9 protein-coding genes are annotated in these 14384 nt (G+C 73.0%); 5 read left to right on the top strand and 4 right to left on the bottom strand.

The features are described from left to right. Window positions 1-203: 203 nt before the first annotated feature. Both ACZ6W9_RS25795 and ACZ6W9_RS25790 read right to left on the bottom strand, forming a co-directional pair. Window positions 204-458: a hypothetical protein gene (locus tag ACZ6W9_RS25795; protein ID WP_362935333.1), complete on the bottom strand. Its 255-nt coding sequence runs from the start codon at window positions 456-458 to the stop codon at window positions 204-206. 207 nt (window positions 459-665) lie between these two features. Next, window positions 666-2453 (bottom strand): SpoIIE family protein phosphatase, encoded by a 1788-nt coding sequence (locus ACZ6W9_RS25790; RefSeq protein ID WP_389965588.1) that lies wholly within the window; start codon window positions 2451-2453, stop codon window positions 666-668. A 355-nt stretch (window positions 2454-2808) separates the two neighbouring features. Here ACZ6W9_RS25790 and ACZ6W9_RS25785 point away from each other — a divergent pair, with 355 nt between their 5' ends. Further along, entirely contained in the window at window positions 2809-5622 is a 2814-nt protein-coding gene (locus ACZ6W9_RS25785) for an ATP-binding protein (RefSeq protein WP_389965585.1), read from the top strand. Between the two features lie 148 nt (window positions 5623-5770). Here the strand turns inward: ACZ6W9_RS25785 and ACZ6W9_RS25780 are convergent, their stop codons facing one another. Then, window positions 5771-9184: a M28 family peptidase gene (locus ACZ6W9_RS25780; protein ID WP_470120053.1), complete on the bottom strand. Its 3414-nt coding sequence runs from the start codon at window positions 9182-9184 to the stop codon at window positions 5771-5773. A 520-nt stretch (window positions 9185-9704) separates the two neighbouring features. Here ACZ6W9_RS25780 and ACZ6W9_RS25775 point away from each other — a divergent pair. Continuing rightward, window positions 9705-11243, top strand: coding sequence for a gamma-glutamyltransferase family protein (locus ACZ6W9_RS25775; RefSeq protein ID WP_389965579.1), 1539 nt, complete (start codon window positions 9705-9707; stop codon window positions 11241-11243). A 63-nt stretch (window positions 11244-11306) separates the two neighbouring features. Here ACZ6W9_RS25775 and ACZ6W9_RS25770 read toward each other — a convergent pair whose 3' ends face one another. Further along, entirely contained in the window at window positions 11307-11954 is a 648-nt protein-coding gene (locus ACZ6W9_RS25770; RefSeq protein ID WP_470120051.1) for an HAD family hydrolase, read from the bottom strand. Window positions 11955-12367: 413 nt separating this feature from the next. Between ACZ6W9_RS25770 and ACZ6W9_RS25765 the strand changes: the two genes are divergently transcribed. From ACZ6W9_RS25765 to ACZ6W9_RS25755, 3 genes are all read left to right on the top strand, one after another. Beyond that, window positions 12368-12940 (top strand): dihydrofolate reductase family protein, encoded by a 573-nt coding sequence (locus tag ACZ6W9_RS25765; protein ID WP_389965573.1) that lies wholly within the window; start codon window positions 12368-12370, stop codon window positions 12938-12940. 59 nt (window positions 12941-12999) lie between these two features. Next, a complete protein-coding gene (locus ACZ6W9_RS25760) occupies window positions 13000-13491 on the top strand; it encodes an NUDIX domain-containing protein (RefSeq protein WP_389965570.1) in 492 nt (163 codons plus the stop codon). A gap of 192 nt (window positions 13492-13683) precedes the next feature. Beyond that, complete coding sequence (locus ACZ6W9_RS25755; protein WP_389965567.1) at window positions 13684-14382, top strand: Uma2 family endonuclease; 699 nt, start codon at window positions 13684-13686, stop codon at window positions 14380-14382. Window positions 14383-14384 lie beyond the last annotated feature (2 nt).

Here is a 14384-nt window from a genome sequence, read left to right as displayed (position 1 = left end):
ACGACGCTATAGACCGCCCCGCCGTAGATCAACGGTCCGCCCCGCACTCCCCCGCACGCGAACGGTTCACCGTCCCCGCGCCCCCGCGCGAACGGACTGCCGCCTCGCACCTCCCGTACGTGAGCGGCCCGCCGTCCCGGAGGGAGGACGGCGGGCCGCCGCCGCGCCCTCGGTTCTCAGGAGGGTGCGACGTCTCAGCGCGGTCACCCGGACCGGACCGCGTTCACGATCACGGCCAGGAAGACCAGCGTGACCGCCCCGACCAGCGTCATGCCGCGGACCGCCGACCACGCCGCCGACTTCGCGTCCGCGATCTTCGCGGCGGCCTCGGCCGCCGCGCTCACCGCCTTGCCCCATCCGAGCCAGGCGTCCACCGTCCGCTGGAAGCGGCGGCCGACGAAGAACACGACCGTCGCGATCAGGACGAGGATCAGGACCCGACCGTCCGAACTCTCCACGGAGAAACCCCCAACCGGGACAAGTGCAGGTAAGTTACTCTGTGCATTCTATCGATTACACAAACGACAGGGAAGGTCATCGCCGCGTCTCCGCCCCCCGTATCGCGAACCACAGGAGCCCGTACCGCCGGAAGGACCCCGGGCGGCGATCCCCCCGCGCGGGGCCGTCCAGGCCGCCACGGAGGCCCCGGGGACGATACGCCCAGGTCAGAGCACCCGCAGTGCCAGCAGGCAGATGTCGTCGGTGGCGCGCTCCCCGCCGAGCTGCCGCAGGACGCAGACGAGGTTCTTCTCCGGGTCGGTCTCGGTGCAGCGCCCGGCGGCTTCGAGGATCGCGTTCAGGCCGATGTCCAGGCTGTGGCCGCGGTGCTCCACGACGCCGTCGGTGTACAGCAGCAGCAGGTCGCCCCGGGCGAGCTGCGTCGTGGTCAGGGTGTATTCCATGTTCTCGAACGCGCCGAGCATGGTGCCGTTGCTGGTCTCCAGGAAGACGGCCTTGCCGTCGCGGACGAGGACGGGCGGCAGGTGGCCCGCCGAGACCCACTCCAGGGTGCGGGCGGCGGGGTCGAAGTGGCCGATGACGGCGGTGCCGGTGACGGTGATGTTCTGGTTGGCGTGGAAGGCGAGCTCGTTGAGCCATCTGGCGAGCTGGTCGGCCGGGGCCCCGGTGTAGGCGAGGCCGGCGAGGCCGCTGCGCATCTGGGCCATGAGGCTGACGGCGCTCAGGCCGTGACCCATGGCGTCGCCGATGGCCAGCAGCACCCGGCCGTCGGGCAGCTGACGGGCCTTGAACCAGTCGCCGCCGAGGCTTTCGAGCTCGCCGCTGGGCGAGTACCTCACGCCCATGCGCAGGCCGGGCAGGTCGAACACGCCGCGGTGGGTGGGCATGATCGTGTCCTGGAGGGCGAGCGCCACCCGGCGCTCCTCGTCGGCCCGGCGTCCGGCCTGGAGAGCCTGGTCGCGGGCCTCGGCCAGTGCCCTTTCCCGGCGGCGGTCGGCCGTGACGTCCTGGGCCATGGCGCGGACGGCGAACGGGAAGCCGGACCCGTCGAGAACCGGCTCGGCGACCAGGCGCAGGTGCCGGATGCCGTGCCGGTGCTGGACGCGGAACTCCTGCTCGACCGACTCCCGGTGCTCCAGCAGGACGCGCACCACCTCCTCCACGGCGCCCAGGTCCTCCTCCACGACCGTTTCGGGGAGCTGGTCGAACGGCAGGGGCCCCTCCGGCACCTCCCGGCCGAACATCTCGTACATCGGGAGGGTCCAGATGGTCCGGCCGCTGGCCAGGTTCCACTCGGCCCAGCCCAGACCGGCGATCCGCTGGGCGCGTTCCCAGCCGGTGATGAGGCGCTCCTCCTCGTTCAGCTCCTGCCAGGTGAACAGCACCCCGTCGGCGAGCCGGCTCACCCGGACGCTGATCGAGCGCGGCCACAGCCGGTCTTCCCTGACCCCGACGTACTCGAACGGTCCCCGCTGGAACGGCTCCCCCGTCTCCAGGACCCGGATGTACTCCTCCAGCAGCCCGGCGCGCATCACCCCCGGGGCGTACTCCAGGAGCCGGCGTCCCCGGGAGGACGGAAGGGAGCGGCCGGTCACCCCTTCGACGCCCTCGGTGGTCGCGACGATGAGGAAGTCCACCACCCGGCCCGTCTCGTCGGTGACCGGGCTCAGGTACATGGCGCACAGCGGCATCGCCTCCATGACGGGGGTCACCCATTCCGGCGCGGTCACCCCCGGCGGCTCCGGCGGCGTCCCGGTCCGTTCGTCCACGGACCGGGCCACCTCCAGCAGGTCCACCCCGCTCTCGTGCGACAGCCGGGCCAGGTGGGCCGCGGCCTCCTCCGGCCGCACGTTCATCCGTACGGCGAGGCGGGACGTCGCCTGGTCGAGGACCGCCGCCCGGCGCATGCGCCGCCTGATCAGCTCGATCCTGTCGCGCACCAGCGCCTGGGCGGCGGCCCGGCGTTCACCGTCCCCCTGGTCGGGAATCGCCATTCCACCTCCCGGGTCCGATTACCAGCCTGGCGTCAGGATAGTCATAAGGAGGTTGGACAAACTTATAGATATCCCTCCAATAACTCCTCAGTGCTCAACGATGTCCCTTTGCCGAAAGAAGAACTCCGACATGCCCGGCCGCGATCATCCACGGCTTCCGCGCCCCGCCGCGCCGAACGTCCGATACGCGGATCACAGGCGGTCGGCGCGGCCGCTCCCGCCGCTCCGGGAGCGGCCGCGCACATGAACCTTGACACGCACCCGCAACAAGTCCGTTATGTCCAGAGGTTGACCTTGAATGGCGATATGCGGGACCCTCCCTGAGGGTCCCGACCCGTCTCACCCGGAGCCGCCAATGAACAACCTGGCCTCTCCCGTACTCGTTGGACGCACCTCTGAGCTGCGGGTTCTGATCGAGGCGATGGCCCGCCCGCCGGCCGTGGTGCTGGTGGAGGGAGAGGCCGGCATCGGGAAGACCCGGCTCGTCCACGCCGCGCTGGACCGTCTCGTGTCCGGCGACCGGCCCGTCCTCCTCGGCTACTGCCACCAGATCCGCGAGCCCTTCCCGTACGGTCCCGTGGTGGAGGCGCTCCGCGAGGTCGCGGGCCGGCTGCCGGCGGCCGAGGTCCTCAACCCGGTCACCGGCGTGCTCCGCGACTACCTGCCCGAACTGTCGCACGCGCTCCCGCCGCCACCGCCGCCGCTGAATGATCCGCGGGCCGAACGGCACCGGCTGTTCCGCGCGATGCGCGCCCTGCTGGCGGCCGTCGGACCGGCCCTGCTCGTGATCGAGGACCTGCACTGGGCCGACGACGGGACGCGGGACCTGCTGCGGTTCCTCGCCGACCAGCCGCCCGAGGGACTGACGGTGGTGGCGACCTACCGGCGGGAGGACCTGAACACGCCGGGCCTGCCGCTCGGCCGTGCCTACCGGCGCCCTCCGGGCACGACGAGCCTGGTGATACCGCTGCGGCCGCTGGACGCCCCGGAGGTGAACAGCCTGGCCTGCGCGCTGCTGGACCGCTCCGCACTGCCGCCCGCCTTCGTCGCGCGGCTGCACGAGCACACGGCGGGCATACCGTTCGTGGTGGAGGAGGTCGTCCGCTCCCTGCCCGACGCGGAGGGGCCCGAAGCCCTGGATCGCGCCGGGGTGCCGCTGCTGCTGCGTGAGGCGATGGCCGAGCAGATGGCCGGTCTGCCCGCGGCGGCGGTGAGCGCCGCGCAGGCGGCGGCGGTGCTGCGGCTCCCCGTGGACGAACGGCTGATCGCCGCGGTCAGCGGGGCCCCCGCCGGGCTGGGCCAGGCGCTGCGCGCCGGCGTGCTCCGTGAGCATCCCGGCGGCCGCTACGGCTTCCGCCACGCCCTCGCCCAGCAGGCCGTTTACGACGCGATCCCGGGTCCGGACCGCCGCCTGGCGCATGAGCGCGCGATGGCCGCGCTCGCGGCGGTGACCCCTCCGCCATTGGTCCAGCTGGCCTTCCACTCCCGGCAGGCCGGGGACATCGGCGCCTGGCTGCGCCACGGCAGAGCGGCCGCCGACCGGGCGGCCGCGCTCGGCGACACCGCCCTGGCGGTCGAGGTGCTCGACGGCATGCTCGCCGATCCCGACCTGCCCGCGCCCGAGCGCGGCCCCCTCTCGCTGGCGCTGAGCCGCCTGGCGGCGACCGGGCTGTCGTACCAGCGGGTGGTGCGGCTGCTGCGCCGCCTGCTGCGGGACGACTTCCTCGCCCGCGAGGTGCGCGGCGAGGCACGTCTCAACCTCGGACTGATGCTGTCCAACCAGGCGGGCGACATCCCCGCCGGACGCCCCGAGGTCCTGGCCGCCGTCGCCGAGCTGCACGACCGGCCGACGTTGGCCGCCCGCGGCTGGGCCAGCCTCGCGCTGCCGGAATGGGGGACCGAGTCGCTGGCGACGCACGCGGAGTGGATGGCCCGCGCCGAGGCGCTCGTCGCGATCACCGACGACCCGGAGCTGGCGGCAGCGGTCCTGGCCAACCGCGCCTCGTTCGAGATGTCGATCGGCTCCCGGGACGCGTTCGCCATCGCCGCCACGCTGCCCGTCTCCGACCCGTCCGTGGCGGTCCGGCGACAGGTCGCCCGCGGTTACTGCAACCTTCACGACTCGGCGACCACGCTGGGCCATTACACCGCGGCGGAGGAGTTCGGCAGGCAGGGGCGGCGGCTGGCCGCGGAGACGGGGGTGCTGTTCCCCGCCTACACCGTCGATGTCGCGACGGTCCGCAGGCGTTGGCTGACCGGCCGGTGGGAGGGGCTCCGTGACCAGGCGATCGCCCTGGTGGAGCTGGCCACGGAGGCCCCGCTGATCGCGGTGGACGCCTGGCTGGTGCTGGGGCTGCTCGCCCTGGCCACCGGTGAGTGGGAGGAGGCCCGCAAGTGCCTGTACAGCGCCGGCATGGACGCGCCGGACGCACGCTTCCTGCCGATCGCGGTGGCCGCCGCGGGCGGCCTGATAGAGCTGCACCTCGCCCGCGGCGCGCTGGAGGACGCGGTCACCGAGGCCGTGCAGGCGGCCGCCCGGATGCGCCGCAAGGGGGTGTGGGCCTGGGGCGCCGGCCTGATCCCCTCCGCCGTCACCGCGCTCGCCCAGGCCGGGCGCGTCCAGGAGGGGGCCGAGCTGGTGACCGAGTTCGCCGACGGGATCACCGGCCGTCTCGCCCCCGCCGCGCACGCCGCACTCGACCACGCCCGGGGCGCGCTGGTCGCCGACCGGCGGCCGGACGAGGCCGCGGACTTCTTCGCCCGCGCCCGGGAGGCGTACGCGGCCCTGCCCCAGCCCTACACCGCGGCGCGGGTGGGCGAGAGCGAGGCGCGCGCCAGGCTCGCCCTCGGCGACCGCTCCGCCGCCGCGGCCCTCGCCGAGACGGCGGAGCGGTTCGGCGAGCTCGGCGCCACCCACGACGCCGCGCGCTGCCGGCGCGCGCTGCGCGACCTCGGTGTGGAGTCCCCGCTGCCGCGGGGCCGCAAGGGCAACGCCGGCGCGCTGTCGCAGCGGGAGAAGGAGGTGGCCCGGCTGGTCGCGCTCGGCCGGACCAACCGGGAGATCGCCGACGTTCTGTTCCTGTCGACGCGCACGGTCGAGACCCATGTCGCCACCGTGCTGCGCAAGCTCGGCCTGCGGTCGCGCACCGAGGTCGCCCCGCCCGTCTGAACGCGCCCGGCCCGCGCGTCGCCCCGTCCGCCTCCGGGGACGGCACCCGTCCGTCGTCTCCGGCCCGGAGACGACGGACCGGAGACGACGGGGCCCCCGGGGCCGATCGCTCGGTCCCGGGGGCGTCTTCCGTTCGTGGGCCGGGCACTCAGACGGTGATGCTCCACCAGTCGAGTTTGCCGGTGTCTCCCGGATACAGGTCGTCGACCTCCAGGACCCACTGTCCGGCCGCCCGCTGAGCGACCGGGACCGTGTAGGTCCGTGTGCCGTACGGGGTGCAGATGTAGCCGCCGCTGGCCTGGAGCGGATACCACAGCCCGTTCGGGCCGCGGAGCCACAGTTGGAGGTCCTCGGCGCAGGGGTGGTTCATCGTGACGGTCACCTTGACGGGCGACGCCGCCGAGCCGGTCGCGGTGGAGGTGATCGGGCTCAGGACGGTGCCGTAGTCGTAGACGGTGTAGTCGGTGTCGTTGCGGAACGTGCGGCCACCCGAGGTGCCCTGCACGGTCAGCGTGTACGTCGAGGTGCGGGTGGCGGCCTCACCGGTGCCGGTCACCGTAACCTGGTAGGTGCCGGAGGGCGTCGCGGCCGTGGTGGCGATGGTGAGGGTGGACGAGCCGCCCGAGGTCACCGACGCCGGGTTGAAGCCGGCCGTGGCGCCGGTGGGCAGACCCGACGCGGACAGGCTGACCGTCTGCGCGGTGCCCGCCGTGGTGGCGGTGGAGACCGTGGCGGTGGCCGCCTGGCCCGCCTGGACCGTCCCCGAGGACGGGTTCATGGAGATCGAGAAGTCACGGCTCGTGGTGGTGCCCGTCGCGAGCTTCCAGATCGCGTACGCCGAGGCGTCGGCGGCCCGGTCCAGGACGGTGTCGTTGATGTTGCTCGTGGTGTCGCACGACTGGTGGTAGCAGGGGTCGTACGCCTGGCCCGCCGTACCGCCCCACTTGGCGGCCTGGGCCGAGGTCTTGGTGGCGCTGGCGCCGGCCGCCACGCCGGAGGTGGCGATCCCCGCGTTCCGGAACGGCGCGTCGTCGGACCGGTTGGCGCCCTCGGTGTTCTCCTCGGGCTGGAGGTTCAGGCCGTCGTAGAAGGCCTTGAGATACTGGGCCGCCTCGGTGTTGATGTTGTTGATGAAGTAGCCGCCGTTGGTCGAGGCCACCATGTCGTAGTTGTGGTAGACCTTGATCTTGCTGCGCTCGGTGGAGCTGAGCGAGTTGACGTAGAACTGGGCGCCGTTGAGGCCCTGCTCCTCGTCGGTCCACCAGCCGAACCGCACGTGCTTGGCCATCGTCGGGTTCTTCGCCGCCAGCGTCAGCGCGACCTCCAGCAGCGCCGACGAGCCCGAGCCGTTGTCGTTGATGCCCGGACCGGCCGAGACGCTGTCCAGGTGCGCTCCGGCCATGACGACCTGGTTCGCGTCTCCGCCGGGCCAGTCGGCGATCAGGTTCGGCCCGGCCCCGGAGGTGCAGACGGAGGTGCAGGACTGCCGCACCACGGTGTAGCCGGCGGCGGTGAGCTTCTGCTCGATGTAGGACACCGACGCGGTGTAGCCGGCGCCCGTGGACCTGCGGGTACCGCCGTTGGCGGTGGCGATGCTCTGGAGCTGCTGCAGGTGGGTCTTGACGTTGGCGAGGCTGATGTCCGGCGGGTCGGTCGGGGCGGGCCCCCCGTTGCCGACCGTCAGGGTGTAGGACGCCGTGTGCGTGCCCGACGTGGCGGAGCCGGTGACCGTGACGGTGTACGTCCCGGCCGGCGTCGACCCGGCGGTGCCGATGGTCATGGTGGAGGTGCCGCCCGAGGTCACCGACGCCGGGCTGAAGCTCGCGGTGGCGCCCGCCGGCAGGCCGGAGGCGGTGAGGGCGACCGCCTGCGCGCTGCCCGAGGTGGTCTGCGTGCCGACGGTCGAGGTGACCTGCTGGCCGGGCTGCGCCGTGCCCGCGGCGGGGCTCAGCGTCAGGGAGAAGTCGTTGCCCGTCGCGGCGCAGGTCGGCTCACCGGTCTGCACCGGCACGCTGACCGCGTTCCAGGCCGCCTTGGTGGCTGCGCACTCGGGGCTGCCGTCGCCGTACAGCTCGACCGCCGCCGACAGCGACGCCAGCCTGGCGTTGGTGTACTTCCAGGTCGAGGTCTTCCGCATCAGCGCGCCCATGAAGATCTTTCCGGCCTTCTGGATGCCGATGCCGGTGACCGAGGAGGGCCCGCCGGAGCAGATCGGGCTGTTCGGCTTGCCGCCGCCCGGCGCGGAGCCCTCGGCCAGCAGGTAGAACCAGTGGTTGAACGGGCCGGCCGCGGCGTGCACCTCGGTGCTCGGGATCGAGGAGGACCAGCAGTTGGGGTCGCCCACCTTGGACGGGTCGTACATGTACCGGATCGGGCCGTCGCCGACGAGGTCCACCTTCTTGCCGACCTCGTAGTCCGGCGGGTCGTTCGGGTTGTTGGCGTATGCCTCGGTGAGCGCGCCGAAGACGTCGCCGACGGCCTCGTTGAGGCCGCCGTTCTCGTTGCCGGAGCCGGTGCCACCGGGGGTGTTCTGGAAGATGGCGTGGCCGAACTCGTGGGCCACCACGTCGATCGACGTGGCCTGGCGCTGGTTGTCCTGCGTGTGGCCGAAGTTGGTGGTGCTGCCGTCCCAGTAGGCGTTGACGTCGCTGAGCCCGACCTTGGCCGGGAAGCCGCCGCCGCTGCCGTTGATGCCGTTGCGACCGAGCCAGTCGCGCAGCATGTCCCATTCCTTCTGCACCGAGTAGAGCGCGTCCACGCACGCGGTCTCCAGGTTCGTCCCGGAGCCGTTGCCCCAGGCGTCGTCGGTGCCGGTGTAGGCCGAGCCGTTCTGCCCGCCGCAGCGGATGCCGCTGCGGGTCGGGTCGGTCATCGAGTACGAGCTGCCGGAGCCGCTCGTGGAGATGGTGACCTGGCCGTAGTAGTAGCCGTTCCCGGTGCCCGCCCGCACCTCGTCGTAGGCGTCGGCGATCTCGCCGGTGCGCGCGTCGACGAACACGTGCTGCCTGCTCGGCTTGCCGCCGGCGACGCCGGAGACCAGGGCCTCCCATGCGAGGCGCGGCTTGGCGCCCCAGGCCAGGACCACCAGGCGCGGATCGGCGCTGTCGTCGACCCGGGTCAGCCGGCTCTTCGCCTTGGCACGGGCGTCCTCGGCGGTCACCTTCGGAGAGGTCGGCACCTTCGGGGTGGCGCCGGAGGCCGCCGCGGTGTCGCGCACCTTCCCCGCGGAGTCGGTGATCACGACCGCGTCGCCGCCCACCACGGGCAGCCCCTTGTAGGTGCGCTCGTAGACGACGGAGTACATGCCTTCGGAGCCCGGCACCACGGCGGTGCGCCGGTAGATCTCGTCGGGCCCCTTGCGCAGCTCGTCCAGACCGCTCGCGACGGCCTGGTCGGCGGCGGCCACGGCGAGCTGGGGCGGGTCGGCGAAGGAGCGGACGTGAAGAGAGCGGGCATGGTCGGCCGGTCCCGGGGAGGGTTTGGCGGCCGCCGGTGAGGAGGGTGCCACCGCGGCCACCACGGCCAGGCCGAGGGTGGCCGCGAGTACGGCTCTGCGTCTCACGCGTGTTCCTTTCGGTCGGTCTCCCGCGCCGCGGCCGCCCGCGCGCGGGCAGGGGAGGGCGGCGGCTCCGCAGGCGGGGATCACCCGGCGGCGGGGCACGGCGGGAGGCGAGGGGGTGAGGGAGACGGGGGGTGGAAAGGAGAGGGGCGGCGCGGTGCGGCGCCCCGTTCCGTGACCCTAGGTCCGCGGTCGGGCGCCGAACATCCGTAGCGGCATCCGTATGCCTACCGAAAAAGCGGGCGGGAGCATGGCGGCGGGCGAAGCCCGGAGACCCGCAGCCGCAGACCCGGAGCCGGACCCGGACCCGGAGCCGGACCCGGAGCCGGAGCCGGAGCCGGAGCCGGAGCCGGAGCCGGAGCCGGAGCCGGAGCCGAGGATCATCGAGCCAGGGGATCATCGGGCCGGAGCCCCCGGACCGGAGCCCCCGGACCGGGATCTCCGGGTCGAGGCGAAGCCTTCCGGCCGGGGCGAGGCCGTACCGGCGATGCGGTCCCGGGGGCCGAAGCCGTACGCTCTCGTCATGCTGAACACCCGCTACGCGCGCTCTGGAATGGTCTGCACGGTCGATCACCTCGCCTCGGGGGCGGGACTGGCGATGCTGGAGCGGGGCGGCTCGGCGGCCGACGCGGCGATCGCGGCCAACGCCGTGCTGGCGGTGACCGCGCCTCACCTGTGCGGGCTGGGCGGCGACCTGTTCGCGCTCGTCCACGACGGCCCCGGGGCTCCGGCGGCGCTCAACGCCTCAGGCCGGGCGGGTTCCGGCGCCGACCCGGACCGGTTGCGCGCCGAGGGGCACGAGCGGATGCCGCACCGCGGGGACATCCGCTCCGTCCCGGTGCCCGGCTGCGCCGACGGCTGGCTGGCCCTGCACGAGCGGTACGGCAGGCTGACCATGACCGAGGTGCTGGCGCCCGCGATCGAGCACGCCCTCGCCGGATTCCCCGCCTCCCCGCTGATGGTGCCGTCCCTGGAGACCGTCGGCCCCCTGCACCACGACTTCGCCACCGCCCGCCGTACCGGGGACCTGATCAGGCGGCCCGGCGTGGCGCGGGCGATGGAGGCCCTCGCCGAGGGGCGCGAGGGGTTCTACCTCGGCGAGTTCGGTGAGGGACTGATCGCCCTCGGCGAAGGCGAGTACACCGAGGACGACCTGGCCAGGGACAACGCCGACTGGGTCGAGCCGCTCAGGGTCCGCGCGCTGGGCCACGACATGTGGACCGCGCCGCCGAACTCCCAGGGCTACCTGCTGCTGCTCGCACTGGCCGTCGCCGAGGAGCTCGACCTGCCCGCCGACCCGACCGACCCCGTCTGGGCGCACCTGCTGGTGGAGGCCGCGCGGGTGGCCGGGCACGACAGGCCCGACGTGTTGTTCGAGGGCTGCTCCGTCGAGACGGCGCTCGCCTCGGCCGCCGAACGCCGGAAGATGATCGACCGGAACAGGAGGGTCGCGGTGCGTGACCTCACCTCCTCCGGCGACACCACCTACCTGTGCGCGGTGGACCGCGAGGGCATGGGCGTCTCGCTGATCCAGTCCAACGCCTCCGGCTTCGGCAGCTACATCTTCGAGCCGCACACCGGCATCAACCTGCAGAACCGCGGCATCGGCTTCTCCCTGGAGCCCGGCCATCCCGCCGAGTACGGTCCCGGCCGCCGACCGCCGCACACCCTCGTCCCCGCGCTGATCACCCGGACCGACGGGTCGCTGCGCTCGGTGGTGGGCACCATGGGCGGCGACGCCCAGCCGCAGATCCTGCTGCAGATCATCACCCGCCTGCTGGTCCACGACCAGGCCCCCGGGCAGGCCGTCGCCGCCGCCCGCTGGCGGCTGGCCTCGGGCGGCACCGGCTTCGACACCTGGCTCGCCCCCGACCACGCGACGGTCGAGGTGGAGGAGGGCGCCCCGTGGGGCGGGGGCCTGGGCGAGCGCGGCCATCCCGTCCGCTCCGCGCCGTACGGATCGTCGTTCGGCCACGCTCACCTGATCGACGTGCTGCCCTCGGGCATCCTCGCCGGGGCGGCGGACCCGCGCTCGATCATCGGGGCCGCCGCGGGCGTCTGACCGCGCCTCGCGCCGCGAGCGGCGCGGCCGGCGCCGGAGGAGCGGCCGGCGCCGGAGGAGTGGTCAGCGCCGGAGGAGTGCGGCCAGGGCGTGCAGGTCGTCGACGACGTGGTCGGCCTCGGCCGCCTCGGGCCGGGCGGCGTGCAGGTGGCCCCACGGGCCGCGGCGGATCAGCGCGGTCCGCATGCCCGCCGCGCCGGCCGGGCGGACGTCGTTGTCGAGCCGGTCGCCCACGTAGAGGATCTCCTCCGGCTCGCGGCCCGACACCGCGACGACCTTGGCGAAGAACTCCGGGGCCGGCTTGGCCACGCCCCAGCCGTCGGAGGTGTGGATCGCGTCGACCGGCAGGTCCATCGCGGTCAGCGCGTCGTACGCCTGCGGAGGCTGGTTGCCCGCGATGATCAGCTCGTACCCGAGGTCGCGGAGCGCGGCCAGGCCGGGCCGTACGTCGGGGTAGAGGTCGTCGGCGTCGAAGTTCACCCGGAGCCCGTCGGGGTCGTCGCGCTTCCACGCCTCCTGCTCGGCCTCCAGGTCGAAGCCTGGCAGCAGCAGCTCGAAGACGTCGGAGTGCGGCCGGTCGAGGGCGGCCATGCCGCCCAGCATGCCGAGCAGCGTGAACCGGGTGACTCCGAGCCGGTCGGCCCAGCGCGACCAGATCCGCGTCTCGTCGATCAACGTCTCCCCGACGTCGAACACCACCGCCCGAACCATGACATATCCCCTTTCGACAGGCCGGACCGATCCTAGACGAGCGGGCATCGGGTCGTTCGCCTGGGAGAACGGCGGTCGCCCCATCATCGCCGATCGCCCCGCCGCCGCCGGTCGCCTCCTCGCTGCCGGCCGCACCGTCACCGCCGGCCGCCTCCTCGCCGCCGGCCGTATCGTCACCACCGGCCGTACCGCGCCTTCACCGCGCGCCGGGTCTCACGGCGGCGGACCGGTGACGAGCGCGTGCGACTCCCGCCCCGGCACGCCTTCCGGAGGGCGCTCCCCCGCACTTCGGAGGAGTTCCGCGACCCGCTCGGAATGATCTCCCGCGGAATGTCAAGAACGCGTCAGCGGCTCCGACCTACCGGCGGGAGTGCCCACCGGGGCGCTCTCCGCACACGACAGAGGAGCACGGCATGCGCAAGATCATCTACTGGGTCCACGCGTCGCTCGACGGCCACATCGAGGGGCCGAACGGCGAGTTCGACTGGGCCGCCATGGGACCGGAGCTGTCCGCCCACTCCATGGCACTCAGCGAGCGGGTGGACACCTTCCTCTACGGGCGCCCGGTGTGGGAGATGATGTCGGGCTTCTGGCCGCACGCGGAATCGATGTCGGACGATCCGCACGACCTGGCGTTCGCCCCCATCTGGCGGAGGACCCCGAAGATCGTCTTTTCCACGACCCTCGAAGCGGCCGACTGGGACGCCCGGGTCATCGGCGGCGACCTCGCCGGGGAGGTCACCGCGCTGAAGCGGCAGCCGGGCCGGGACATGCTGCTCAACGGCGGCGCGAGCCTCGGAGCCGCCCTCGGCGGGCTCGGCCTGATCGACGAGTACCAGGTCATCGTCCACCCGGTCGTCCTCGGCGGCGGCAGGCGGTTGTTCCCCGAGACGAAGGACCGCCTCGGTCTGCGGCTCATCGAGTCGCGGATCCTCGACTCGCGGGCCGTCCTGCTCCGCCATGAGCCCGCCGCGCCCTCCGAGTGACAGGGACGCGCGTCGGCGGCGTGACGGGGCGGGCCGGGGTGTCCTGTTAGCGTGACGGGGTGAGCAAGGTCTTCCTGGAGCCGTCCGAGTGGTACGCCACACTGCCCAGCGTGTTCACCTCGGCCGCCGTGCTGGTCACCGACGCCGACGACCGGGTCCTGCTGGTCAAGCCGAACTACCGGCCGGGCTGGAGCCTTCCCGGCGGGATCGTCGAGAACGGTGAGGCGCCGCACGACTGCGCCGCGCGCGAGGCGATGGAGGAGCTGGGCGTGCCGGTCGAGGTGGGCGGGCTGCTCGTGGTGCACTGGTCGCCCCCGGCCGGGGACCGCCCCCGCTCCATGGTGAACTTCCTGTTCGACGGCGGCGTGCTGGACGACCCGTCGCGCATCCGGCTGCAGGCCGACGAGCTGGACGACGCGGCGTTCCTGGCCTGGGACACCGCCGTCACACTGCTGCCGGAGGTCAGCGCGCCGCGCCTGCCCGCCGCCCGCCTGGCCCGCCGCGAGCGGCGCGCCGTCTACCTCCCCGGCGGCGCCCCCACGGGCGGGTGAGCCGTCCCACCCGCCCGGCCGGCGGATGCCCCCACCGGTCCGGACGGCCGGCTTGACCGTCTGCCCGGAGACCAGGTCCAGGACTCCCGGGGCATGGCGGCGAGGCGGATAACCATCACGCATACCTCGCATCCCCTGGACGACTCCATGGAATACTCAGAGTGTGTGTTCGACTACGAAGGGACATGAGCCATGGTGGTGACGGCACGCGGTGATCTTTTCTCCTACGCCCTGCGGGGCGCACGGCCCCCTCGCACGGTGAGGGAGTTCCGCGACGCACTCCCCCCCGAGCTCCCCGCGCGGACGGAGATCATCCACGGCAACCTGATCATCAGCGCCTCCGACCGCACGATACGGAAATTCCTCGCATCCCTCTCCTCTGACATCCCCCTGCGCACAGAGATCATCGACGGGAACCTGATCGTGAGCCCTCTCGGAACCCCCCGGCACGCTCGCATCGCTCTGCAGCTCACCTTCGCCCTGCATCCCCTTCTGGAGAAGCACGGATGGGAGAGCTTCGCCGGAAACGTCGACATCTGCATCGAAGGGCCCCGCGACACCATGGCCCCCGACTACTGCATCGTGCCGCTGAATGCCCCCCTGTGGGGCGACCGGGAGATCCTCTCCTCTGGGGTGATCATGGTGGCCGAGGTCGTCTCACCGGGAAGCGCTCACACGGACCACCACGCCAAGCCCCGTATCTACGCCGGCTGCGGCATCCCGATCATGATGATCATCGACCCGGTCACCTCCCCGCCGGCGGTCACCGTCCTCAGCGACCCCGAGGACGGCGCCTACCGGACCGCCGTGCACGCCGAGCTGGGCAAGCCGGTCCGCATCCCCGCCCCCGTCGACTTCGACCTGGACACCTCGATCTTCCTTCCCGCCTGAGA

Source organism: Streptosporangium sp. NPDC053982 (assembly GCF_055585205.1).
The sequence above is the reverse complement of the archived record's forward strand: the minus strand, read 5'-3'. Positions and strand labels throughout refer to the sequence as shown.

Excerpts from the sequence above, each read along its gene's own strand:
- ACZ6W9_RS25790 (WP_389965588.1), bottom strand. The coding sequence starts at position 2,453 with ATGGCGATTCCCGACCAGGGGGACGGTGAACGCCGGGCCGCCGCCCAG.
- ACZ6W9_RS25785 (WP_389965585.1), top strand. The coding sequence starts at position 2,809 with ATGAACAACCTGGCCTCTCCCGTACTCGTTGGACGCACCTCTGAGCTG.
- ACZ6W9_RS25775 (WP_389965579.1), top strand. The coding sequence starts at position 9,705 with ATGCTGAACACCCGCTACGCGCGCTCTGGAATGGTCTGCACGGTCGAT.
- ACZ6W9_RS25770 (WP_470120051.1), bottom strand. The coding sequence starts at position 11,954 with ATGGTTCGGGCGGTGGTGTTCGACGTCGGGGAGACGTTGATCGACGAG.
- ACZ6W9_RS25765 (WP_389965573.1), top strand. The coding sequence starts at position 12,368 with ATGCGCAAGATCATCTACTGGGTCCACGCGTCGCTCGACGGCCACATC.
- ACZ6W9_RS25755 (WP_389965567.1), top strand. The coding sequence starts at position 13,684 with ATGGTGGTGACGGCACGCGGTGATCTTTTCTCCTACGCCCTGCGGGGC.